The organism is Cloacibacterium sp. Arc13 (assembly GCF_041431305.1).
GTDB lineage: Bacteria > Bacteroidota > Bacteroidia > Flavobacteriales > Weeksellaceae > Cloacibacterium > Cloacibacterium caeni_B.
Genome location: NZ_JASMRM010000001.1, coordinates 326807 through 352040 on the forward strand (window position 1 = coordinate 326807; position 25234 = coordinate 352040).

Consider the following 25234-nt stretch of genomic DNA (forward strand, 5'->3'; position numbering starts at 1 on the left):
TAAAATTTTGTCAGAGACAAAATCATTGCGACTTAAAAGCATACTGAAAATCAAAATTTATATTGCGTCCTTGCGTTGGAAAACCTTAATTTTGCCCAAAAATACGAAAATGCGCCCTACCAAAAAACTGAAATTAGAAGAATTAGGAAGAATAGATGTAGAAACCTTCAAAAAGACAGAGAAAATTCCGTTGGTGGTGATTTTAGATAATGTAAGAAGTATGCATAATGTAGGGGCGGCTTTCCGAACTGCTGATGCTTTTTTGGTGGAGAAAATTATTCTTTGTGGCATTACTCCGAAACCTCCTCACAGAGAAATTCACAAAGCAGCATTAGGCGCAACTGAAAGTGTAGATTGGCAATTTTATGAGAGTGTAAAAGAAGCCGTCATAGATTTAAAAACGTTAGGTTACGAAGTTATTGGAATTGAACAAACTACTAATTCTGTGATGATTACAGATTTTAATATTGATAGAACTAAAAAATATGCTTTGGTTTTAGGTAATGAAGTAGAAGGAATTTCTGATGAGATTTTAACAGATTTAGATGAATGTCTAGAAATTCCACAGTTGGGAACCAAGCATTCCCTTAATGTTTCGGTTTGCGGTGGAATCGTAATGTGGGAATTTTTCAAAGGATTGAAATAAAATGGATTGATGAATTTTTAAGGTAAGTCTTTAAATTATTTAAAAATTCAAAATTATTTTTTATAAAAAGTGTTGATTTAATAAAATAATCTCTATTTTTATAATATTAAATCACTCTGTTATGAAAAAACTTTACGCTCTTTTCTTGCTGATATTTTCAGTATTCGTCTTTTCTCAAAGTTGTGGCATCAATAGTTATGGTTTTGTGAAATGGACTTCCAATAAAACGTACACCGCTTCTATTATCGTTAAAAATGATTACAAAACCACGGTGAGAGTAAAATATGACGATATTATGGTGCAATATGAAGCTGATTATGATGTGCAACATTTAGATGATGTAATTCTGAAAATTGAAGGAACGGGAACGCCAGTTTTTTTGAAAGGGAAAAGCAGTTATAATCCTGACACTTTTATTTTTAGAATTTCTCAAGAGGGAAATATCATTTCAGGAACTACTTATGATAGCTCTCAAGTGAGAAATAAATTAGAAATTTTAGATTCTGATAATTTGGATAATAATCTGGCACTTCTAGAAAAGTTTTATACTGAAAAAGATGCTGATTATCCTGAAATAGTGAAATCGTTATTGTATTTTGATTACACCAACAAAAAGAAGAAAAAATAAGTTCAACTTATCCGCATAAGAAATCCCGATAATTTTCGGGATTTTATTTTTTTTTATTTTAAAAGTTGGTCGAAAGTATTTCCTTGTCTTATATCACCAGAATTATAACCTTTCATGAACCATTCCACACGTTGTTTCGAGCTACCATGAGTAAAAGCTTCTTGGTTTACATAACCTGCCGTTCTTTTTTGAATATTATCATCGCCTACTGCAGCTGCAGCTTCCATAGCACTCTGGATATCTTGAGAATCCAGAAATTTTTCTCTGTTATCGGTTTGTTTTGCCCATAAACCTGCGTAGAAATCTGCTTGTAATTCTGTAGCTACTGAAGTTCTATTCATTTCACCCTCAGAATATTGTCCACTTCTGCGCATTTTATCTACCTGTTGAGTAGTTCCTAAAATCGTCTGGATGTGATGCCCAATTTCATGAGCTAAAACATAGGCCACCGTAAATTCTGTAACTCGAGCGCCAAATTTCTGTTGCATTTCCCCAAAGAAACTCATATCCATGTAAACCGTTTCATCTGCAGGGCAATAAAATGGTCCCATCGCAGCTTGTGCAGTTCCGCAACCAGATTGCGTTACATTTTCGAAGAGTACAATTTTCGGTTCTCTGTATTGCATTCCGTTTTCTGAGAAAATTTTAGTCCAAGTTTGGTTATTTTCTGCAGAAAGCATTCTTACAAATTCTTTTACCTGAAGTTCTTCAGCAGTGAGTTCTCTTTGTTCTGTTTGAGGAGCGTTTCCAACACCGTTACTTAAAATAGCAGAAGGATCACCTCCCAAGAAAAATATAATTGCAGCAATGATTAAGGTTCCTAGTCCACCACCAACTAGCATTCCGCCACCACCAGAACCTCTTCTATCATCTACGTTATCTGCTCTATCGTTTGTCCATTTCATAATTTTAATATTTAAAATTTAATGATGGATAAATGTAATAAAAAATTATTTGTCGAGCATTTTATTTTTTAGCCAAAAGCTTGTACTTTGATAATTTGAAATGGTTTGATCTACCAAATCTTTTCTAGGATTGTCTTGTAAAAGATTTTCGGTGTAATAAATGTTAAACTCAGTTGAGGTATTGGTATTAGGTTTTTGAACTAATTGATATTGCTTAATATTTTTGGTAGGAGAAATCACGGTAAGGTAATTGTCTTTTATAAATCCTAAATCCTGATAAGTTGCAATATAGGCTCTAGGAACGAAATTTTTAGAAAATACATCTTGACCTAAAAATTTAGATTGATATTTGAAGTTCAATAATCCCAAAACAGTAGGCATTACATCTATCTGAGAAGTAACTTGTGAGAATTTCTGTGGCGCCACAAATTCTGGTGCGTAAATCATCGCCGGAATTCTATATTTATCCATCGGAAGTTCTGTTTTACCAGCACTAGATGAACAATGGTCTGCTACAATCACGAAAACGGTATTTTTGAACCAAGGCTGTTTTTGAGCCATTTCAAAAAATTTCATGATAGAATAATCGGTGTATTTTACGCCACCTTTTCTAGATTTAGAATCTGCCGGAATGTCTATTTTTCCTTCTGGATAAGTAAAAGGTCTGTGGTTAGAAACCGTCATCCAATGATGGAAGAAAGGTTTACCAGCTTTATAATCTTTGTTCATTTCGCTGATGGCTTTTTTGGCCATATCTTCGTCACAAACTCCCCAAACATTAGCAAAAGTGATTTCTTCTGGCGTAAAATTATCTCTATCTACAATTTCGTAGCCATTTCCTCCATAGAAATCTTTCATATTGTCAAAATAGCTGTAACCACCGTATAAATATTTAACGCTGTAACCTTTTGACTTAAATACGCTTCCTGTGGTAAATTTATTTTTGTTTTCTTTTTCTCTTTTAATTACACTTTCTCCAGCGGTTGGCGGAATACAAAGCGTTAATGCTTCTAAACCTCTTACCGTTCTGTTTCCTGTTGCGTATAAATTGGTGAAAAATAAACTTTTTTGTGCCAACTGGTCTAAGAAAGGAGTTACACTTTCTTCGTAACCGTAAGCTTTCATGTAAGCTGCAGACAAACTTTCTATAGAAATGAGAACCACATTTTTTTGTAATTCTGGTTTCTCTGAAGTGATAGGTCTGCTTAAAGTTGTGGTTCCTAAAGGAATCAGAGTGTTTTTTTCTGCGGTTTTTTGGTCAACAGTAGGATAGAAGGTGAAAAAATCTAACGTATTATTACTGAAAGCTTCGTAGAATTTTACCATTCCGTTGGCTGCGATTTCCTGTTGGAAAATATTTCCTTTTTTAAGGTTAATTTTCTCTGCAAAGCTTAAACTAATTCCCAATAAAACAGCAAAAACACCTAATAAAGTAAACTTTTGAACTAAATTAGGTAATTGTAGAAGGCTGTCTTTGGTTTTTTTGTAAATCCACCAAGTTGCCAATCCTGTTACTACGAAAATAGCAGTAAACAGAGGAATGATAGGATAACTTTCCATAATATTTCCTATAACTTCGGTGGTGTAGATAAGATAGTCTACCGCGATAAAATTATAACGAACCCCAAATTCATTGTAGAAGAAATATTCTGAAACGGCATTGAAGATAATCAAAAGCACGTACAAGAATAGCGTGGTAAAGTATAAACTATTTCTGATTTTAAGCCTTTGTTTTGGTAGAAACAGCATCAATGCAAAAAATAAAATTTTAAGTCCCAGAAATGCCAAAACAATTTTCACAACGCCACCTCCATATTGTTTGAAAATATTATTCGGGGTAGCTAAAATGTATATAAAAGCAAGAACCAGAACTCCTAGGATGATTTGTCCGTAAGGTTTTTGATATTTACTGTTTGACAGGAATAAAAAATAAAGCGCTAAAAAGCTACTGGCAATTGTAAATACCAAAATGTCATTCACTAATCCTAGTGAAGTAACCTTTAGTACTTCTGCAAAAGAAAAATCTGCAGTCGTAATCGGGTGGAATACAAATACTAACCTTAATAAAAAGGAAACGATAAGGTAAAAAATTCCTAAATAGAGAAAAGGTTTTACTTTTTGAAGATACATTTTAATACAATTTTGAGATTTGTGTGTAGAATTTGATTATTTATTCAAATTTCTTCTGAATTCAATCATTCTAAGAGCAGTAACCGCCGCTTCTACGCCTTTGTTTCCAAGGTTTCCGCCGCTTCTTGCTAAAGATTGTTCCTTATTATCATTTGTCAAAACACAGAAAATAGCCGGAACATCTGTCATTACATTACAATCTTTAATTCCTTGAGCTACAGCGCTGCAAACGTAATCAAAATGTGGAGTTTCTCCTCTAATTACATTGCCGATGGCAATTACTGCATCGTGGTTTTCTGCGGCACACAATTGCATGCAAGCGTAGCTTAATTCAAATGCACCAGGAACAGAAAAAATTTCTATATTTTCTTTTTTTACGCCTTCTTTTTCTAGAATTTGTATCGCTGCATCGCGAAGGTTATATGTTACAAAATCATTCCAATCTGAAACAACAATGCCGATTCTAAAAGAATCAGCATTTGAGATTTGTAATGGTTTGTAATCCGAAAGATTTACAGTTGCCATTTTATATTTTTAAAAGTTTTTTACCATTTCTATATAAGCATCAGAAGTACCGCCGTCATAATCTGCATATTTTTCTTCGATGGTTTCGAAGTATTTTTTAGCTTCAGCGTTTTTCTTCATTGCAAGTGCTAGTAAACCAGCTTTTCTTGTAAAGTAATAAGAAGTGTAAGCATCATCAGAAGCAGAAGCAGCTTTATCTAAAAGAGAAAGAGCATCTTCATTTTTGTTAAGATTTGCTTGAGCATCTCCCATTGCTCCATATTTTAGAGCCATTAAGATTTTATTATCAGAAGAAAACTTATCTAATAAATCGTAAGCTTCTTGGTATTTACCTTCTTTGAATTTTAGTAAACCTGCATTGTAAGCAGAAAGTTTACCTGCATCAGTGCTAGTAAATTGCTCATAAGTACCTTTGAATCCTGGATTTGCAGCAGATTTTCCACCTAGTGCGATGTCATCTTTTCCTTCTGAAAGGTTTTTTTGAGCAGCCAGATAGCTCAGTGTAGCTTCTTCATTTTTAGGATTAGCGATGAATTGCTGATAAGCAAAGTATCCTAAAACTGCTAATACTACAGCACCGAAAATAATCCCGATTTGTTTAGCGTATTTTTCAATGAACATCTCTGTTTTGAGCGCGGTTTGGTCTAAATCTTGAAAAATTTCTACCGTTTCTTTTCCTTCGTTCTCTAGCTCTTTTTTGCTTTTATGCTTGTCTGTCATAATTTTGAAATTGAAATGCAAAAATAATAGTTTCTATTGTGATATACAATATTTATTTTCAGTGGTTTTCAGTTAGGGTTTTTATGAGAAATATTTGTCTTATTGAGGATACATGTTTTGTAGGTTTTCAATCTGATGAGGTTGCCCAAGAATGAAAATACAACTATTCGGTTCTATGAGTTTACTTTCGTCAGGATTGATGATGTATTCGCCATGAACGTCTTTGTAGCCTACAATTTTACATCCTGTTTTTGGGAAAATTTTTAGTTCTTCTAATTTTTTGCCGATAAAATCTTTTGAAAGTTTATCGGTATAAATTTCTAAAACGTTAATTTTTTTGGTACCTTCTAGCACAATATTGTCAATAAATTCTACCAAATCTGGGGTGATAAGCAGAGAAGCCATGTGTTCGCCGCCAATTTTATCTGGCATAATTACATTTTCGGCACCTGCAGTTTTCAATTTTTTGATGGTGCTGCTGTTAGAAGCTCTACTGATGACTTTAATTTTTGGATTCAATTCTTTGGAACTGATTACGATAAAAAGATTATCTGCATCAGATGGTAAACAAGCGATGATTCCATTTGCCTTTTCTACTCCAGCTTTTATCAAGATTTCATCTTCTACCGCATTTCCGTGGATAAAAATAGTGTTGCGGAACTCATCATCTCTATTTTCTAGCGGTTTTTTGTCAATAATAACAAAAGGTTTTTTGTGGAGAATAAGTTTTCTGGCGGCTTGTCTGCCATTTCTCCCGAAACCACAAATGATGATGTGATTTTCTAAATTTTTCATATTGCGTTTGATGAGATTTTGTTTGTATTCTTTGGCGAAATTTCCGTTAAAGAATTCTAATGCAAGTGCTGTTAAACCATAAAGCACAGCTCCCACACCGAAAAGCATTAAAAAAATAGTAATGATTTTTCCTAAATCTGAGAAATTATCAGGCACTCCAAAACCTACGGTTGTGAGCGTCATAATGCTGTACCAAACCGCGTCTAGAAATCTCATTTTCTCAGAATACATAAGCGCTAATGCTCCCAATAAGACAAAAATGAGAATGGAGACAACTAAAATTAATATTCTTTTATATAATGCAGAAAACCTATTCATTATCCATGAATTCTTGTATAAATTTACAAAAATTACAGTTATGATTGACGATTTGAAAAAAAAATATTACAATGTTTTTCAGCATCAAAAATATGAGCTGAAAATTGCAAAATGGAGAAAAAAATAATTAAAATTAGTAGTTCAAAATACTGTACACTTCTGCGTCAAACTGTTTCAGTTTATCTTCGCCGTGTAAATCTTTAAGACCAATTAAAAAACTGAACTGTGTTACTTTTGCGCCCTGTTTTTCAACCAATTTAGCGGCAGCTTCAGTTGTTCCGCCAGTTGCTAATAAATCATCGTGAATTAATACTCTTTGATTAGGTTGAATTTGGTTCGTGCGCATTTCTATTTCGGCAGTTCCGTATTCTAAATCGTATTTTTCTGAAATAAATGGAGGAGGAAGTTTTCCTTTTTTTCTAATTAAAATAAATGGAACTTCTAGGGCAACAGCAATTGCAATTCCGAAGAGGTAGCCTCTGCTTTCTATTCCGCACACTACATCTACTTTTCCTCTGCTGAATTCTACTAAATCTGCAATTACGTCTTCGTATAATTTAGGATTTAAGAAAATGGGCGTAATGTCTTTGAATTGTATTCCTTCGATTGGGAAATCTGGAATATTCTGAATTGTGCTTTCTAATCTAGCGATTAAATCTTGCGTTGCCATTTTATTGGATTTTAATTTATTTTTTTTGAGAAGAATTAATTTTGTAGCTGGTAATTTTCCAACCTGTTTCTGTAGCTTTTAATCCATAAGAAACATCAAGTGAAGTTGCGTTTCCAGATTTATCTGTTACAGTATACGTTGCATTTACACTTGCAGTGTTATTGGCATTCGCTTTAGTAGAAACGTTGGTTACATCTACACTTTTTACCGTTCCAAAACCAGATGTAGGATTGGCAAATGTTTCATAAGAACCCCAATTCGGGTTTTCTGACTGACTGTAAGCTGCTTTTAAGTTCTGACTGTTTAAGTTGCTTAAGAAATTCACAACTGTATTTTTTGGATCGCCAATTACTTTTGGAGAATCTGTTCCCGTAGCATTTTCTTCTGGAGTTCCTTCAAGATTTTCTGGATTTTCTGAGCTTTGAGGCATCAAAAGAGCGTTAGGATTTACATCTACACCCATTTTGGTCATTTGAATGGTTTTCTTAGACGTTTTTACAGTAACTTTTATGTCAATTTTATTATCTATTACTTTCTCTTGAGGAAGAGAAGAAAATCTCATATAAAACCCTTTGAATTGATTGTTTTGCATTAAATTTTTAGAAGTCAAAAGTTTTACTCCTTGACTAGAAACTTCTAAAGTGGTTTCTAAGGCTGCATTTTCGAAATCTACTTTATTTCCTGCAGCATCTAATAATCTTGGAACGATTTGTAAAGCTTTTGGCCCTAAAACACTATCTACAGAGACTTCACTGGTTGTAATTTGCAAAGAATTTGCGGTAATATCATTTACATCTGTTTCAGACGGCATGATATTTTGAAAGATATTCATTTCACCTAATGAAGGAGGAGCTGTACTCGCCCAGTTGATGCCATTTTCTTGTGCTACTTTGTCTGCCATTGCAAAAATTTCTGGCACTTTTTTTCCTTCTAGAAGTTTGCCAAGAGCTTTTAGTTCTTCGATATCACCTTCTGCATCTACACCAAAGGTTTTTAGAATATAAAGAGCTTCATTAAACTTAATTTGTTTAATAGTGGGAAGCGAAGAAGACATGTCATTGATACTTTCTTGGAAGGCTTTTGTACTACTTGCATCTACAGCATCTTTTTTACAACCAATTAAAAAAAGCAATGAAAATATGCTTAGAAAAAGGAAACGTTTCATAAAATGAATATTTATATACAAAAATAAAAAAATCCCAACAATAAGTTGGGATTTATATGATGTTTCTTTCTGAAATTAGAAAGGATATTCAAAAATCTTAGATTCTTTTACTAGAGGATTTCCTTCAGGAATCAATTTAAGTTTAGATAATGCAGACATTACTACTAAAACGAATAAACCTACCATGAATAAGAATGCACCTACTACTAATAAGAATGTGTATGCATTATTCCAGAAAGGTCCTACTGTTCCTGGCATAATCATGTTGAAGAAATCTAACCAGTGACCTAGAATTACTAGAACAGCCATTGTAGTTACTACTTTGTAATTTCTCTTGATGCTAGAACTTACTAATACCAATAGTGGTAATAAGAAGTTGATGATAAGCATTGGTAAGAAAGTGTACTTGTAGTAAGCAAATCTGTCAAAGAAATATCTTACTTCTTCTGGGATGTTTGCGTACCAGTAAAGCATGAATTGGTCAAAGAATAAATAAGTCCATAATAATGAAGTAGCAAATAAGAATTTAGCTAAATCATGTAAGTGGTTATCATTAAACTGTGGTAAAAGCCCTTTTTTCTTTAAGTAAACTGCAACAATAATAATTACTGCAACAGCACTTGATAAAGTAGATACCATAGAATACCAAATATAAAGTGTAGAATACCAGTGAGGGTCAATAGACATTAAGAAATCCCAAGCCCAAGCTGCAGAAGCAAATCCGAAGAAAGCGATGTAACCTACACTCCAGTTGTATAATGCTTTGTAATCTTTTCTATCTTTAGTTTCATCTAATCTCTTAGAAACTTTCTTAATTTTCCAAACGAAGAAAGAAGCTCCAATTACGTAGATAAGAACTCTCACTACATAAAAAGGAATGTTTAAGAATTTAGATTTTTCGTAAAGGATAACATCAAAGTTTGGAGAATTAGGATTTGTTAAATCCGGATCCATCCAGTGATATAAATGAGCAATTCCACCTACGTTTAGGAAAGTTAAGATTAATAAAACAATCCCACCTACTGGAATGAATGAAGCTACCGCTTCCATTACTCTTGTTACGATTACAGACCAACCAGCGTGAGCTGCATGCTGAATTGATAAAAAGAATAAAGCACAAGCAGAGATTCCGAAGAATAACATAGCAGCAGTTAATAAAGCCGAGAACGGTGTATTATGAATCTGATGCGTAGCATGTTCTAAGTGTGCAGCATTATCTTGAGGTCCTACTAATTCTGAAGAGTTCATTGGGGTATGATGTTCTGTACCATGGTGTACATTATCCATCATTGTCTGAATTGCAGACTCATTTAACCCATGATTTAACATGTAGCCAATACCGAATAGTACCAATCCAACAACTATCAGTATAATAGAATACAATTTTAATTTTGGTGAAAAACTATACATTTTTTTCTGTTTTTATTATTTAGTATTGGTTTGAGTTGTAGTTGCATCAGCAGTGGCTACAGGAGCTACAGCATCAGCTTTGAAAGCGCTCATTACATACATTGCTACTCTCCATCTATCAGCAGGAGCTAATTGACCAGCGTAAGATCCCATTAAGTTTCTTCCGTTTACAATTACATAATGAGTAGAACCTACTGTAATCTGTCTGTCTTTGTAATTAGGAACACCAGAATATGCACCACTTTGTACAATTGGACCTTGTCCATCACCTCCCACACCGTGACAAGCTGCACAAGTCATTTCGTATAATTTTTTACCTCTTGCTAAATCTTTTTCTTTATTTTTAGGATCTAGAGGAGAAACGGTAACACTTTTTGACTCTTCATAAAATGCAGTATATTCTTCTACATTTTTAGGAGTTTTATCTTCTGGTAAAATTCCTTCCTTGTCTTGAGGAACCGTACCTTCTACAGGAGAAAGTAGAGTAGAGCCGTAGTTATTTACAAAAGCTGGGATTTCGTTTTCTTTGCTTACATAATGTCCATCTGCTTTACTAGCAGTTTTTAACATTGGGTCATAAGCTACAGGAAAATACATATCCGGAAAGTAAACTAATGGCGGATTATCTTTGGGTCCACAAGAATTCAGCGCGATAACTGAGATTCCCAAGATGGTTGTTATTTTTAAAATATTTTTCATATTACGCATCTTTTACAGTTATTTCTTCTACACCTGTTTCAATCAGCATCTGTTTAATGGTTTCTACATCTTCAGACACAAACTCCATCATAAACTTATCATCCGTAGTTCTAGGATCTGGATTCTGAGGAGCAGCTCCAGGATACATTTTATTTCTTACTAAGAAAGTAAGAGACATCATGTGTGCAGCACAGAATACCATTAATTCAAACATTGGAACTACAAAAGCAGGCATGTTATGAGCCCACCAAAAAGCTGGTTTACCACCGATGTTTTGTGGCCAGTCATGATTCATCATATACCAAGTTGCTAAAGCACCAATGGTAACACCATAACAAGCATAAATGAAAGCTGCGTCTGAAATTCTAGTTTTCTTAAGACCTAAAGCTTTATCTAGCCCGTGAACTGGGAATGGAGTATACACTTCGGTAATTTCAATACCTTTATCTCTGAAAGCTTTAACGCCGTTCATTAAATCGTCGTCATCGCCATAAAGTCCATATATTCTTTTAGTGGTGCTCATCTCCTTCTTTTGCTTTATAAGTTTCACCTGAAATTTTCAAAATAGTCTTCAATTCAGCCTGTGCAATTACAGGGAATGTTCTAGCGTACAATAGGAATAATACTCCGAAGAAACCAATTGTTCCTAAATAAACTCCTACGTCTATAATCGTTGGCTTAAACATCGTCCAAGAACCTGGTAAGTAGTCTCTAGAAAGGTTGATAACAATGATGTCAAATCTTTCAAACCACATACCGATGTTGATGATTAATGCTACGAAGAAAGTCCAAATAATATTTGTTCTTAATTTTTTGAACCAGAAAGAAGCAGGAACAACTAAGTTACAGATAATTAGCGCCCAGAATGCCCACCAGTAAGGACCAGTAGCAGCACCTGGAGATAAATATGTAAAGTCTTCATATCTACTTCCTGAGTACCAACCGATGAAGTATTCTACAGCATAAGCTACTGTTACCATACCACCTGTTACGATGATTACGATATTCATAATTTCGATATGATACATGGTAATATAATCTTCTAAGTGTGCTACTTTTCTAGCAACCAATAGAAGGGTTTGTACCATTGCGAATCCTGAGAAAATCGCACCTGCTACGAAGTAAGGAGGGTAGATGGTAGAGTGCCATCCTTTGATTACTGAAGTTGCGAAGTCAAATGATACCGTGGTGTGTACTGAGAATACAAGTGGTGTTGCTAAACCAGCTAATACAAGAGATAACTCTTCGAATCTTTGCCAGTGTTTTGCTTTACCACCCCAACCGAATGCTAGGAATGTATAAATCTTTTTAGTCCAAGGCGTTTTTGCTCTATCTCTAATCATCGCAAAGTCTGGGATTAATCCCATGAACCAGAATACAGTAGATACAGAGAAGTAAGTAGAGATTGCAAATACGTCCCAAAGTAGTGGAGAGTTAAAGTTAGTCCAAAGAGAACCAAATTGGTTTGGTAAAGGGAATACCCAATATCCTACCCAAACTCTACCCATGTGAATTACTGGGAAGATTGCTGCCTGTACAACTGCAAAAATCGTCATCGCTTCTGCAGAACGGTTTACAGACATTCTCCATCTTTGTCTAAATAATAACAATACTGCAGAGATTAAGGTTCCTGCGTGACCAATACCTACCCACCAAACGAAGTTAGTAATATCCCAACCCCAGTTAATAGTTTTGTTTAGTCCCCAAGCTCCGATACCGGTACCAATGGTGTAAGCAATACATCCAAAACCGTATACAAATAGAACTAGAGCTGCCCAAAAAGAAATCCACCAGAGTTTTCCGGCTCTTTCTTCGATAGGTCTTGCAATATCTTCGGTGATATCGTGATAAGTCTTGTGACCAATAATTAGCGGTTCCCTAATAGGGGCTTCGTAATGTCCTGACATTTTTTACCTATTTATATTATTTAAACGTTGTTTTCTTTTCTGTTTCTCACTTTTGTATGGTAGAATACGTTTGGTTTAGTACCCACTTCTTCTAGCAATACATATTTTCTCTTGTCATTGAATAATGCTCTTACTTCTGATGATTTATCATTCATATCACCGAATTTAAGTGCTCCTGTAGAACAAGCCTGTGAACAAGCTGTTTTAAGTTCTCCATCTTCAATTCTTCTGCCTTCTTTTTTAGCTTCTAGAATTGTAGCTTGAGTCATTTGGATACACATAGAACATTTTTCCATTACCCCTCTAGTTCTTACTACAACATCTGGATTTAGAACCATTCTTCCTAAATCGTTGTTCATGTTGAAGTCAAACTTATCATTCAAGTTATAAGTAAACCAATTGAATCTTCTTACTTTGTAAGGACAGTTATTTGCACAATATCTTGTACCGATACATCTGTTGTAAGCCATTTGGTTTTGACCTTGCTTACCGTGAGAAGTTGCAGCAACAGGACATACTGTTTCACAAGGTGCGTGATTACAGTGCTGACACATTACTGGTTGGAAAATCACATCAGGACTTTCGTTTGGTTCAATTAATATATCATAAAGGTTAGGAACATTTAATCCCTTGTCTAAACCTTCTTTTACTTCAATTTTTTCTTTAGCAGAGTAATATCTATCGATTCTTAGCCAAGCCATATCTCTAGACATTCTTACCTCTTCTTTACCTACTACAGGTACGTTGTTTTCTGCTTGACAAGCAATGATACAAGCTCCACAACCGATACATGAGTTAAGGTCTACAGAAAGATTAAAGTGAGGACCATCTGTATCATCGAAAGCATCCCAAAGATCTACTTTGCCCATTGGTAAAGTTCCTTGTAATGTTTCCATTGTTAATGGTTTATTCCACTTGTTTACGTCTTCGTTTAAGTAAGTGTCTAATGTTACTTCTTTAGCGATTTCGTAACGACCCATTAATGTATTTTGAAGCTGTACACCTGCAAATTCGTGATCATCTGCTCCTGATTTTTCAATAGAAACATTAGATACTACAGTGTTATATCCATCAAATAAAGGATAAGCGTTTACACCTGTTTCAGCTACTTTACCTGAGTCTTTTTTACCATAACCTAAAGCAAGACCTAATGAACCTTCTGCTTGACCTGGCTGAATGAAAACAGGAACGTTTTCTAATTTCACACCATTTACAGTAAGATTTACCACAGTACCATCTAACTGCATTCTCGCATTTAATTCATTTTCGATACCAAATTCTTTAGCGTCTGCTGGAGAAATAGTAAGGTAGTTATCCCAAGCCATTCTCGTAATTGGATCTGGTAACTCTTGTAGCCAAGGGTTATTGGCTTGAGTACCGTCTCCCATTGCAGTGGTGGTATAAAGTACAAGTTCTAATTTAGAAGCTTTGAAACCTTGTAATTCAGACACCGCTTTTGCAGCATCTCCACCTGTGTAAGATAGAGTTCCTGTAATGTTTCCTGCATTAAAACCGTTATAAAGAGCTTGGTTAAATGAAGTTCCATTAAGAATTGTTGCAGCATTGGCTTTTAAATATTCATAATAGTTAGGAGTAAATCCTTTTCCATTCATCCAAACAAGAAGTGATTCTTCAATTTGTCTAGATTTGAATATTTTTTGGATCGTAGGTTGCATTAATGAATAAGCACCAGTTTGAGGAGCAATATCACCCCAAGACTCTAACCAGTGTGCTGCTGGAATGACTACTTTTGCTGCTTGAGCAATTTCATTTTTCTTATCAGCTACAGCAACTACAGTTCCTACTTTGCTTAATGATTTTTTGAATTCTGCACCTTTTGCGTGAGAATAGATTGGGTTTACGTTGTTAGCAACTAAAACACCAACTTGACCAGCATTTACCCAAGTTAAAAACTCGTTAAATCTAGCGTTGTCATATTCTTTTAATAGGTTAGCTTTTCCAGTGAAAGCTACAGAACCTAATTTTTGATTGATTAAGTGTGCCAGAACATAAGAAGCTTTAGAACCGTCAGCAAAAACTACCGCTTTGTTTCCTTTAGCTTGTAATTCTTTAGCAATTTCAGAAGCTACTTTATCAGAAGTACCGCCTCCTACGATTGCGTTATAAACTTCTACTAAAGTTTTATTTACAGCAGAAGGTTTTTGCTTAATTCTCGTATCAGCGTTAGCACCAGTAAGAGACATGTTAGATTCTACTTGAATATGTCTAAGCATGTTAGCTCCTGGTTTTCTAGCAGCTGCGTATGATGTTTCTAAGCTATTTGCGTTATAATCTCCTAAGAAATCTGCTTGGAAAGAAACCACTAATTCAGTAGCTGATAAGTCGTAAACTGGTAATGCTCTATTACCGAAAACTTCTTGAGCAGCGTCTAATGCAGCAGCATACGTGTAAGCATCGTAAGTTACTAATTCTGCATTAGGATATTTAGTTTTAAACTCTCCGAATAATTTCTTGAATGTAGGAGAAGGATATGAATGAGAAAGAACTACAATTTTCTTGTTTTCAGCTTGAGCTTTAGTTAGTGCTTCTAGCACTACAGCGTCTACTTTGTCGAAAGTTTCGTCTTTACCGTCTAGTTTTGGTTGCTTAATTTTATCATTATCATATAATGACAATACACTTGCTTGAGCTCTAGCGTTTGTTTTACCTAGATCATTTGCAGTTTTATTCGGTTCAATTTTAATGGGTCTACCTTCTCTAGTTTTTACTAAAACACTAGCAAAGTCGAACCCGTCAAAATAGGTAGATGCATAATAATTAGGAATTCCTGGGATAATACTGTGTGGTTTTACCACGTAAGGAATTGTTTTGATTACTGGAGCTTCACACGCTGCAAGAGTAACCGCAGCCGTAGAGAAGCCTAATAATTTTAAGAAATCCCTTCTAGAAGTCCCAGAATTGTTCATTTTTTCTGCATCACCCAAGAACTCATCTACAGGAATTTCGTTTTGAAATTCTTTTTGAGCCAATTTCGCATTAAGCGATTGGTCTTTAAGTTCGTGAATACTTCTGAATTGTATTTTATTTGAAGCCATTTATACTTCTAATTTTCTGTTATTAATAATGACATTTACCACACTCTAAACCACCAATAGCGTCTACGGTCATTTTAGTTTCTCCACCGTATTGTTTTTTCAACTTGTCGTGAAGTTTTTGGTAGTATTCTTTGTTATAACCGTTTGTCATGTCTACTTCTGTAGTTCTGTGACAATCAATACACCATCCCATTGTAAAGTTATTTGCCATTTGTACTTTGTCCATTTCTTGAACTTGACCGTGACAAGCTTTACATACTACGTCTACTTTTTTAGCTTTGATGATGGTTTGTTCACCAGCTACCACGTGTTGTGCGTGATTGAAGTATACGAAATCTGGCATATTGTGAATTCTCACCCACTCGATTGGTTTGGTTTTTCCAGTGTAAGACTGTGAACCTTCATCCCAACCAGCAGCTTCGTAGATTTTCTTAATCTCTGCAGTATAGAATTCTCTAGATTTTCCTTCTTCTATGTATTTTCCTTTGTATTCTGAAATACCTTTGTGGCAATTCATACAAACGTTTACAGAAGGAATCTCTGATACTTTACCATACTTAGCACTTGAGTGACATAATTGACAATCGATTTTATTCTCACCAGCGTGAATTTTGTGAGAGAAGTAAATAGGTTGCTCTGGTTGATAGCCCTTGTATACACCTACCCACATTAACCAATTCCAAATTCCGTAAAGTGCTAATAAGGCTAATAATCCCATTAATGCTTTACCTAGCGTATTGTACTTCTCGTAGAATTCGCCAATTGAGTTGATTCTTGTAGCGTCTAGAGCAGAAATTTCTCCAGATTTTCTGTGTAAATTTACGAGTTGGGTTAATCTGAAGAGTAACCAAAGAAGTAATCCTCCAACTGCGGCTAAAGAAATTAGAAGAGCAGATGAATTATTTTTTTCATCTTGAGCAGCTTTGATGGCTTCTGGTGAATTCACATCAGTTTCTGCTGCAGTAGGCTCTGCTTTTGGCGGATTAGTGGTGTATTCTAGAAGATCTGCAATATCCTGATCTGTAAGATTAGGGAATTGAGTCATCTCTACTTTGTTGAATTTTTCGAAGACTTCATTCGCATACTTATCGCCAGAAGCTCTAAGTGCTTTGTTATCTTTAATCCATTTTTGGAACCAATCTACACCTAAATTTTGTTCCTTTTTTAATCTGTCTACTACGCCTCCTAAAGCTGGACCCACCATTTGTTTGTCTAACGCGTGACACGCAGAACAATTGGTCTTAAAAAGGGTTTCTCCCTTCTTAGCGTCACCTTTAAGATCTTGAGCGTAAATAGAAGCACTGGTTGTTAAGAGCAAACTACATGCTAACAACACTCTCTTGTAATGCTTTCTCCAACTAATCATTTAAATAATCTTGGGTTAATACTATTGAGTTTACATTCAATTCCGCAAAAATAATACTTTAACACAATATTAACAGAAGGTTTGTATGTATTTTATCAATTTTTTTTAATTTATAATTGTTCTAAATAAGAAAGATTGGTATAATTTTTATTTGTATTAACTTTGTCAAAAATAATTTTAATGAAAAACGTAATAAAAATACTATCATTATTAACTTTTTTAAGTTTTAATATCTCTAATGCTCAGGTAGTTGAGAAAAAAGAAACGCATAATGGAACAGAGTTAAAACTTTCTATGGATAGCAGGGTAAATGAGCTTTTAACGGATTTAGAAGGGAAATGTGATAAGATTAAAGAGGAAGAAGCAAACAAAAATGAGTCTCCGAAAGTAGAAATTTCGACGAAACCTAAAACAAATGCTGAAATCTGTAGAGATAATCCAAGAATTTTAGGTTACAAAATTCAGGTGGCGGTTGTAAAAAGTAATGAGGAAGCCAACAAGGTTAAATCTTATTTCCGTACGAAATTCCCAAATATGAAAGCAGAAACTGATGCTTCATTAAGACCGAATTATAAGGTTTTGGTAGGAAGCTATTTCAGTAAGCAATCTGCAAGTGGTGATTTAGCAAGAATTAGAAGTTATTTCCCTGCTGCAATTGCCGTACAATACAGAGTTTTCTGTGTAGAAGCAAAATAATTTTCACACATTAGCATAACAAAAAATCCACCAAATTTTGGTGGATTTTTTTATTTAATTTTTTACTAAAAGTCTGAAACCTTCTCCGTGCACGTTGATGATTTCTAATCCTTCATCATCTTTTAGGAGTTTTCTCAGTTTAGCAATGTACACGTCCATACTTCTTGCCGTGAAATAATTTTCTTTTTTCCAGATTTTTCTTAATGCTAAATCTCTTGGCATAAAATCATTTCTGTGTAGGCAAAGAAGTTTTAGTAATTCGTTTTCTTTTGGCGAAAGTTTATATTCATTATCGCCTACTCGCAATTGTCTTAGAACAGAGTCGAAAAATACGTTAGAGATTTTAAATTGCTCTTGTTCTTCGTCTTCTACTACTGCACTTCTTTGTAAAATAGCTTTGATTTTGTATAAAAGTAATTCGGTGTCAAATGGCTTTGTGATGTAATCATCTGCCCCGATTTGATAGCCTTTTAAAACGTCTTCACGTTGGTTTCTTGCCGTTAAAAATATAATGGGAGTGTTTTTATCAATTTTTCTCACGTCTTCAGCTAGTGAAAAGCCGTCCTTTTTAGGCATCATGACATCAAAAATACAAATGTCAAATTCCTTTTCTGTAAATTCTTTTAACCCTAATTCTCCGTCTGTAGCAAGGGTTACATCAAAGTTGTTAATGCTTAAATAATCTTTAAGTACCGCTCCGAAACTTTGGTCGTCTTCTACTAATAAGATTCTGTTACTCATAATATTTGGTGTTTTTATTTGTTGTTATTTCATCGGCAGTTTGATGGTAAATGTGCTGCCTTTATCTTTTTCTGATTCTACAATCACTTGACCGTTATGCAGTTCTACAATTTTCTTCACGTAAGACAATCCTAAACCTTGTCCTTTTACATTGTGAATATTCCCGGTTTCTTCTCTGAAAAATTTTTCGAAAATTTTGGTTCTGTTATGTTGTTCCATTCCCATTCCTTTATCAGAAATCGCAATGACGTAAAATCCAGGTTCATTTCTGGTAGTAATTCTAATTTCTGGGGTTTCTGGCGAATATTTATTCGCGTTGTCCAGTAAATTAACCAAAGCGTTAGAAAGGTGAAATTCATCTACTTTTACATGATAATGTTCCGCTTTGAATTCTTCGGTTAATGTTCCGCCTCTTTCTTCTACAATAAGTCTGAATGATTGAGAAATTTGCTTGATGAGTTCTCTTACATTGGTTTCTTTTAAGAAGAGTTTTACTTCGTTTCTCTCTAATTTTGACATGTTGAGAACGTTTTCTACCTGTTTTTTCATTCTCAAGTTTTCTTGCTTGATGAGTTGAGAATAATATTTTACCTTTTCTGGATTGGTAGAGATTTTATCATTAGCTAAAGCATCTGTCGCTACGGAAATCGTAGCTAAAGGTGTTTTGAATTCATGAGACATGTTATTGATGAAATCAGTTTTTACTTCTGAGATTTTTTTCTGTTTCATCATATAATTAATCGAGATGATGTAGATTCCTAAAATCGTCAATAATGACATGAAAGTTCCTAGTAGCATTGGCAAATTATTCATTGCCAAAGACGCATCTTTTCTTGGGAAAACTAGCGAAAGCGTAAAAAGCGTTCGGTCTTTATTGTCTGTAAAAAGTGGAAAATTATAATTGGTTTTGTCTCGCTGATCTAAATAAGTGTTATTAGAAATCTGAGTCAATTTATTGTTTTTGTCTAAAATTCCATAGCCGAATTTAGAGTTTATTCCGTTGTTTTTCAGTTCTTTAGTAAGAACTGAGTCTAGCATTTTTGGATTGACTCTTTGGTTGATAGGCAGGTTAGAAGCATTAAATTTCGCAAATTCTGTCAAAGTAAACTGTCCGCTACTGATGTCTTGACTCTGAACCGAAGAAATAATCTGAGGAGTGCTTTCGTTTTTTTTAATGCTGTATAAACCTTCGTCTTTGTAAAGTTTTATTTTGGTAATGCTGTCTCCCTTTTTAGAAATCGGAATATTTTGTTTTTCAATAATGGTTTTATTGAAAGTTAGCGTGGTTTTGTTTGCAGAATCCTGCGTTTGCTGGATTTGGAAAAGAGTAGGACTTTTAGCGTTATTAGCTAAAGTTTTGTCGAAATTTTTAAATTTTTCGTTGTATTTCTGAATTTCTAATTCTTCAATTTTTTTACTTGAGCTTTCTAGCGCAGTGTACACTTTATTAGAAAAATCTTGCTCTAGTGCGGTGTAATATTCTTTAAGCCAATAAAATTGCAATGACACGAAAACAACAAGTGAAATCGTCATAAATACGGAGATTATTGGGATAAATTTATTATTCATTTTCGCCTAAAAGTTTTGTTAAAATTAGAAATTTAACACAAATTAAACAAAAAAATCACAGTATTTTTATATGATTTTTCTTAAAAACGAGAATTTTAACAAATTATTGTGAATTAATTTCCCTTTTGTAGAAATTTTTTAAGAAATTTCTAACAAGTCTTCGTCTATAAAATATTGAATAATGGCTTTTTTCATGAGCAGTTGTTGCTCATTCGGTTTAAGTTCTGGGAGTTCTTCTAATTGCTTGTACATTGGCCAACCGTCATCATCATAATCTTCGAATTCATAAAATCCGAAAGGTTCTAGCAATCTGCAAACTGCAATGTGAATAAGATTCACCTTGTCATCTTTAGAATATTTTTGTTTCCCACTGCCTAATTCTTGGATTCCTATCAAAAACAAGAGTGTTTCAATAGGCGGATTTTTCTCCGTTTGAAAATTTTCAACGAAAAATTTTTCTACATCTTTCCAAACTTCTATTTCGTTAATTTCTTCCATTGTTTTCTAATTTTAATAAAAATGCATATTCTAGAGCGTCTTCTTTCAGGCTTTCAAATCTTCCAGAAGCGCCACCATGACCAGATTTCATATCGGTCTTGAAAATGAGGATATTATTGTCAGTTTTTAAATCACGCAACTTTGCAACCCATTTTGCAGGTTCCCAATATTGCACTTGGCTGTCGTGAAAACCAGTGGTGATTAATGTATTTGGGTAATTTTTTGCTTCTATATTATCGTAAGGAGAATAAGAAAGCATGTAATCGTAATATTTTTTCTTTTTCGGATTTCCCCATTCATCAAATTCTCCAGTTGTCAAAGGAATTGTTTCATCTAACATGGTAGTGACCACATCTACAAAAGGAACTTGCGCCACAATTCCGTTGAAAATTTCAGGTTCGTAATTCATAATCGCTCCCATTAAAAGTCCACCAGCAGAACCGCCCATCGCATAAAGATGTTTCGGAGAAGTATAATTTTCAGAAATGAGGAATTTAGCAGTGTCAATAAAATCGAAGAAAGTATTTTTCTTTTTCAGCATTTTTCCATTATCATACCATTCTCTTCCTAAATATTCGCCGCCACGAACGTGAGCAATCGCATAAATGAAGCCTCGGTCTAAAATTGATAATCTTACATTAGAAAAGCTAGCATCAATCGTGTGTCCGTAACTTCCGTAACCATATAAAAGAAGAGGAGTTTCGGCAGATTTTGGAGTGTCTTTATGATAGACTAAAGAAATCGGGATTTTTGCTTTTCCGTCTCGAGAATTTGCCCAAATTCTCTCCGAAATATATTTTTTAGAATCAAAAGTTCCGCCTAAAACTTCCTGTTGTTTCAAAAGTTTGGTTTCGCCCGTTTTCATATTATATTCGTAGGTAGAACTTGGCGTTGTGAGCGAAGTGTAACCATAACGCAAAACTTCTGTGTCAAAATCTAAATTCAGTCCTACATAAGCGGTGTAAGTTGGTTCGTCAAAAGGCAAATAATGAAAATTTCCCGTTGCGTTATCGATAATTTTCAGTTGAAGTAAACCTTCGGTTCTTTCTTCAATCACGAAATAATCTTTGAAAATTTCCAAACCTTCCAGTAAAGTTTCCTTTTTATGCGGAATTACTTCTTTCCAATGTTCTTTAGAAGGTTGATCTACCGAAGTTTTCATAATTTTGAAATTGGTAGCATCGCCTTCATTGGTGATGATATAAAAATCATTTTGATAATGTTCTACTGCGTATTCTAAATCGTCTTCACGTTTTTGAATGACTTTCCATTCTGCGAAAACGTTGTCAGAAGGAATAAACCAATGTTCATCTGAAATGGTAGAAGAACTTGCAATAAAAATATATTCTAAAGATTTTGATTTGTAAACGGTTACATCGAAAGTTTCATCTTCTTCGTGGAAAACCAAAATATCTTCTTCCTGAGAAGTACCAATTTTATGTCTGTAAATCTGGAAAGCGCGTAACGTTTCGTCTTTTCTGATGTAGAAAAAATGTTCATTATCTGCTGCCCAAACTGTTTTACCAGTTGTATTTTCAATTTTATCATTTAGAAATTCTCCCGTTTCTAAATTTTTGAGCAAAATGGTATAGATTCTTCTTCCAATAATGTCTTCAGAAAATGCAGCCAACTGATTATTCACCGAAACAGAGAAACTTCCTACATCGTAAAAATCTTTACCAGCTGCCATTTCGTTTACATCTAGCATGAGTTCTGCTTCGTTTTCCAAGCTTTTAAAATGTCTGTAGAACAGTGGATATTCTTTTCCTTTTTGAAATTTTACCACATACCAATATTCATTGAAAAAATAAGGCAAGCTCTCGTCATCTTCTTTGTAACGAGCTTTCATTTCTTGGAAAAGCTGTTCTTGCAATTCTTCGGTGTCTTTCATCACGAAGTCGCAATAAGCGTTTTCTTCTTCTAAATATTGTAAAACTTCGGGATTTTCTCTTTCATTGAGCCAAAAAAACGGGTCGTTTCTTTGGTGACCATGAATTTCTAGTGATTTATCTATTTTTTTTGCTTTGGGAGCGTTCATCGTTAAGTTCAATTTGAGTGGAGCAATAAGTAATTTTATTTCTCTAAATTTTAAATTTTTGCAAATATAGGTTTTCTAAAAAAGAAAAAAATCACCAAAAATATTTTGATGATTTTGATAATATCTATAATGTAGAATTTTTATTTATTATTGGCTCTGATGTATTTTTCTATAGCCATCGTCATAGATGGGTTTTCTTTAGTAGGAGCCATTACATCTATTTTTAAACCAGCTTCTTCTGCTGCGTTTTGTGTAGTGCTGCCGAAAACTGCAATTTTTCTATCTCCTTGTTCAAAATTTGGGAAATTATGGAAAAGAGATTTGATTCCTTGGTGAGAGAAAAACACTAACATGTCATATTCTTCAATTTTCACATCAGATAAATCACTTGCTACCGTTCTGTACATTACTGCTTTTGTCCAGTCAATTCCTGATTGGTCTAAGATTTTAGTTGTTTCTTCTGTCACTACATCAGAACATGGAAGAAGGTATTTCTCGTCATGGTGTTTTTTGAAAAGTGGCAATAAATCTGCCATTGATTTTTCACCAAAAGAAATTTTTCTTTTTCTGTAAATAATGTGTTTCTGAAGATAATTCGCAATAGCTTCTGATTGGCAAATGTATCTCATATTATCAGGAACAGAGAATCGCATTTCTTCTGCTAATCTGAAATAGTGATCTATTGCATTTTTACTGGTAAAAATAACACCTGTATAGTGAGAAAGGTCAATTTTTTGAGTTCTTAATTCCTTAGCATCTACACCTTCAACATGGATGAAAGGTCTGAAATCAATTTTAATTTTTTCACTTTTAGCCATCTCTAAATATGGTGAAGAATCACCTTGTGGAGCAGGCTGAGAAACCAAAATAGATTTTATTTTCATTCTTAAACTTTATAAAACGATTTATAAAAACCAAAATTTCCAAAGGACCAATATTGGTAGAATTTGGAGTGTGCAAATATACAAAAATTTATAATACCATTGTCTAGGCAAAATTTGCTGAGGATGAAACAGATAGATTAATATTTTGATAGTAAAGGCTATGAAAATCAAGCTGCTGTAGTAAACAAAGGCATTAGAAGTTTTGAAATTCAGGTAATAATGGAGGAAACTTATGACCAAAATCACTAACGAATACACCATAAAATATTTCTGCGCTACAAAAGAATATCTGCCGAATCGTTCTAATTGATTAATGCTTCCGTAGAATAAATAGACGAAAATATTTTTAATAAGGTGAAACAGAAGCAGTGAAACCAGAACAAAACCAAATTTGTTAAAAGTAATACCTGCTACAACTAAATTTTGGGTAATGAATTTTGGGACAATCGGAATGAATTGAGAAAATAACACCGAAAAACTTACCGAAAAAAGTATAGTAGTGAAAACCCAACTTAAAGTGTTATTGTTTGATTCTTCATAAGGTTGTGAAATAAATTCTATCAAGGTTACATCTCTGTGCAGGGTTTTAAATATGATAATATAAGACAGAATAATGCCTATAATACAGTAAATAACCCAGTCATGATGTTCTACAACTCTTATCAATTTATTAGATTTTTTGCAAAAGTAAGAATTTTAAGGAATACATTTTGATATAAGGCTATATTAAATAATTATTTAAAACCTTAAAAACATTATCTTTGCATTTTCTTATCTCTATGAAAAAATTAGTCATTATCCCAACCTACAACGAAAAAGAAAATATAGAAAACATTATTAAAGCTGTTTTTGCTTTAGAACAAGATTTTCATGTTTTGATTGTAGATGATTCATCACCAGATGGAACCGCAGAAATCGTAAAAAAAATGCAGCATGAATTTCCGCATTTGCTACATCTTACCATAAGAAAAGTAAAAGACGGATTAGGCAAAGCTTATATTCATGGTTTTAAATGGGCGCTAGAAAATGGTTATGACTACATCTTCGAGATGGATGCAGATTTTTCGCACAATCCTAATGATTTGCCAAAATTATTTGATGCCGCACAAAAAGGTGATATGAGTATCGGTTCTAGATATTGTAAAGGTGTAAATGTGGTGAACTGGCCTATGTCTAGAGTTTTATTGTCGTATTTCGCTTCTAAATATGTGAGATTCGTTTTAGGAATTCCTATTTTTGATACCACTGCTGGTTTTGTATGTTTTTCAAGAAAAGTTTTAGAAAATATCGGTCTAGACCAAGTGAAAATGACAGGGTATGGTTTCCAAGTAGAGATGAAATACAGAGCCTACAGAAAAGGTTTTAAAATAAACGAAGTTCCTATTATTTTCACAGATAGAACAGAAGGAGAAAGTAAAATGAGTGGCGGAATTATAAAAGAAGCCATTTTTGGAGTAATTAATTTGAAATTAAAATCTATCTTCGGTAAAATATGAGAAGACTCCTAGTTTTTTTTATACTATTTTCACTGTTTTCCTGCGAAAAAATTGTTGATAAGCCCAAAAATCTTATCGAAAAACAAGAAATGGCAGAAATAATAGCAGATTTTGCTATTTATGACCAAACGTATACGGTAAAACCAGATGCTAATATGGAATTGGTAAGCAGATTTGTTTTGAAAAAACATAAAATAGATGCTAAAACTTACCGAGACAGCTATAAATATTATATTTCTAATCCAGAGGAAATGGATGACATCTTTGCCGAAGCGAAAGAAATTATCTTAGACAAAGACCCAAAATTAGAAGATTACATAGAAAAAAAGAGAAAGGAGAATCCTAATCTCCCAGAATTTTTAAGATAAAGTA

Annotated in this window: 24 protein-coding genes; 5 read left to right on the plus strand and 19 right to left on the minus strand. The window is 33.9% G+C overall.

From position 1 onward, the window contains the following. The first annotated feature begins 109 nt into the window (after positions 1-109). Both QO190_RS01580 and QO190_RS01585 read left to right on the plus strand, forming a co-directional pair. A complete protein-coding gene (locus QO190_RS01580) occupies positions 110-646 on the plus strand; it encodes an RNA methyltransferase (protein WP_371460984.1) in 537 nt (178 codons plus the stop codon). A 121-nt stretch (positions 647-767) separates the two neighbouring features. After that, positions 768-1274, plus strand: a complete 507-nt coding sequence (locus tag QO190_RS01585) for a hypothetical protein (protein WP_371460986.1) — start codon at positions 768-770, stop codon at positions 1272-1274. Positions 1275-1327: 53 nt separating this feature from the next. On the opposite strand, the gene QO190_RS01590 is transcribed toward QO190_RS01585, so the two are convergent. The 13 genes from QO190_RS01590 to QO190_RS01650 all read right to left on the minus strand — a co-directional run bounded on the left by QO190_RS01590 (position 1328) and on the right by QO190_RS01650 (position 16940). After that, entirely contained in the window at positions 1328-2179 is an 852-nt protein-coding gene (locus QO190_RS01590) for a neutral zinc metallopeptidase (RefSeq protein ID WP_371460987.1), read from the minus strand. A 45-nt stretch (positions 2180-2224) separates the two neighbouring features. Beyond that, complete coding sequence (locus QO190_RS01595) at positions 2225-4309, minus strand: LTA synthase family protein (RefSeq protein ID WP_371460989.1); 2085 nt, start codon at positions 4307-4309, stop codon at positions 2225-2227. A gap of 36 nt (positions 4310-4345) precedes the next feature. Then, positions 4346-4834 carry a 6,7-dimethyl-8-ribityllumazine synthase gene (ribH, locus tag QO190_RS01600; RefSeq protein ID WP_371460990.1) on the minus strand — a complete coding sequence of 163 codons (489 nt, stop codon included), beginning with the start codon at positions 4832-4834 and terminating at the stop codon, positions 4346-4348. A 9-nt stretch (positions 4835-4843) separates the two neighbouring features. Then, positions 4844-5554 (minus strand): hypothetical protein, encoded by a 711-nt coding sequence (locus QO190_RS01605; protein ID WP_104793134.1) that lies wholly within the window; start codon positions 5552-5554, stop codon positions 4844-4846. 99 nt (positions 5555-5653) lie between these two features. Then, positions 5654-6667, minus strand: a complete 1014-nt coding sequence (locus QO190_RS01610) for a TrkA family potassium uptake protein (RefSeq protein ID WP_371481236.1) — start codon at positions 6665-6667, stop codon at positions 5654-5656. A gap of 133 nt (positions 6668-6800) precedes the next feature. Continuing rightward, positions 6801-7337, minus strand: coding sequence for an adenine phosphoribosyltransferase (locus QO190_RS01615; RefSeq protein WP_104793136.1), 537 nt, complete (start codon positions 7335-7337; stop codon positions 6801-6803). A gap of 16 nt (positions 7338-7353) precedes the next feature. Then, positions 7354-8502 carry a hypothetical protein gene (locus QO190_RS01620; protein ID WP_371460993.1) on the minus strand — a complete coding sequence of 383 codons (1149 nt, stop codon included), beginning with the start codon at positions 8500-8502 and terminating at the stop codon, positions 7354-7356. Between the two features lie 75 nt (positions 8503-8577). After that, on the minus strand, positions 8578-9912 hold the full coding sequence (locus QO190_RS01625) for a quinol:cytochrome C oxidoreductase (RefSeq protein WP_371460994.1): 1335 nt from the start codon (positions 9910-9912) through the stop codon (positions 8578-8580). Between the two features lie 15 nt (positions 9913-9927). Next, the gene (locus tag QO190_RS01630) at positions 9928-10620 is read right to left on the minus strand and encodes a cytochrome c (RefSeq protein WP_371460995.1); all 693 of its coding nucleotides are present in this window, start codon (positions 10618-10620) and stop codon (positions 9928-9930) included. After that, positions 10613-11134: a DUF3341 domain-containing protein gene (locus QO190_RS01635; RefSeq protein ID WP_371460996.1), complete on the minus strand. Its 522-nt coding sequence runs from the start codon at positions 11132-11134 to the stop codon at positions 10613-10615. Before QO190_RS01635 ends, QO190_RS01630 begins: the two co-directional genes overlap by 8 nt. After that, the gene (gene nrfD, locus QO190_RS01640; RefSeq protein ID WP_069800010.1) at positions 11121-12518 is read right to left on the minus strand and encodes an NrfD/PsrC family molybdoenzyme membrane anchor subunit; all 1398 of its coding nucleotides are present in this window, start codon (positions 12516-12518) and stop codon (positions 11121-11123) included. Before nrfD ends, QO190_RS01635 begins: the two co-directional genes overlap by 14 nt. A gap of 20 nt (positions 12519-12538) precedes the next feature. Further along, positions 12539-15574, minus strand: a complete 3036-nt coding sequence (locus tag QO190_RS01645; RefSeq protein WP_371460998.1) for a TAT-variant-translocated molybdopterin oxidoreductase — start codon at positions 15572-15574, stop codon at positions 12539-12541. A 22-nt stretch (positions 15575-15596) separates the two neighbouring features. Then, positions 15597-16940: a c-type cytochrome gene (locus tag QO190_RS01650; protein ID WP_371461000.1), complete on the minus strand. Its 1344-nt coding sequence runs from the start codon at positions 16938-16940 to the stop codon at positions 15597-15599. Between the two features lie 180 nt (positions 16941-17120). On the opposite strand from QO190_RS01650, the gene QO190_RS01655 reads away from it, so the two are divergent. After that, positions 17121-17636 carry an SPOR domain-containing protein gene (locus QO190_RS01655; RefSeq protein ID WP_371461001.1) on the plus strand — a complete coding sequence of 172 codons (516 nt, stop codon included), beginning with the start codon at positions 17121-17123 and terminating at the stop codon, positions 17634-17636. Positions 17637-17690: 54 nt separating this feature from the next. On the opposite strand, the gene QO190_RS01660 is transcribed toward QO190_RS01655, so the two are convergent. The 6 genes from QO190_RS01660 to QO190_RS01685 all read right to left on the minus strand — a co-directional run bounded on the left by QO190_RS01660 (position 17691) and on the right by QO190_RS01685 (position 24032). Then, the gene (locus QO190_RS01660) at positions 17691-18377 is read right to left on the minus strand and encodes a response regulator transcription factor (RefSeq protein WP_274780419.1); all 687 of its coding nucleotides are present in this window, start codon (positions 18375-18377) and stop codon (positions 17691-17693) included. Positions 18378-18401: 24 nt separating this feature from the next. Beyond that, positions 18402-19946, minus strand: coding sequence for a sensor histidine kinase (locus tag QO190_RS01665; RefSeq protein WP_371461002.1), 1545 nt, complete (start codon positions 19944-19946; stop codon positions 18402-18404). Positions 19947-20084: 138 nt separating this feature from the next. Further along, positions 20085-20444 carry a hypothetical protein gene (locus QO190_RS01670; RefSeq protein WP_371461003.1) on the minus strand — a complete coding sequence of 120 codons (360 nt, stop codon included), beginning with the start codon at positions 20442-20444 and terminating at the stop codon, positions 20085-20087. Then, positions 20431-22482 carry a S9 family peptidase gene (locus tag QO190_RS01675; RefSeq protein WP_371461004.1) on the minus strand — a complete coding sequence of 684 codons (2052 nt, stop codon included), beginning with the start codon at positions 22480-22482 and terminating at the stop codon, positions 20431-20433. Before QO190_RS01675 ends, QO190_RS01670 begins: the two co-directional genes overlap by 14 nt. Positions 22483-22622: 140 nt before the next feature. Next, a complete protein-coding gene (locus QO190_RS01680) occupies positions 22623-23366 on the minus strand; it encodes a uroporphyrinogen-III synthase (protein WP_371461005.1) in 744 nt (247 codons plus the stop codon). 21 nt (positions 23367-23387) lie between these two features. Continuing rightward, the gene (locus QO190_RS01685) at positions 23388-24032 is read right to left on the minus strand and encodes a DUF4271 domain-containing protein (protein WP_371461007.1); all 645 of its coding nucleotides are present in this window, start codon (positions 24030-24032) and stop codon (positions 23388-23390) included. Positions 24033-24145: 113 nt separating this feature from the next. On the opposite strand from QO190_RS01685, the gene QO190_RS01690 reads away from it, so the two are divergent. Further along, positions 24146-24862: a polyprenol monophosphomannose synthase gene (locus tag QO190_RS01690; protein ID WP_104793148.1), complete on the plus strand. Its 717-nt coding sequence runs from the start codon at positions 24146-24148 to the stop codon at positions 24860-24862. Next, complete coding sequence (locus QO190_RS01695; RefSeq protein WP_371461009.1) at positions 24859-25230, plus strand: DUF4296 domain-containing protein; 372 nt, start codon at positions 24859-24861, stop codon at positions 25228-25230. The genes QO190_RS01690 and QO190_RS01695 overlap by 4 nt, the downstream gene beginning before the upstream one ends. Positions 25231-25234: the final 4 nt, after the last annotated feature.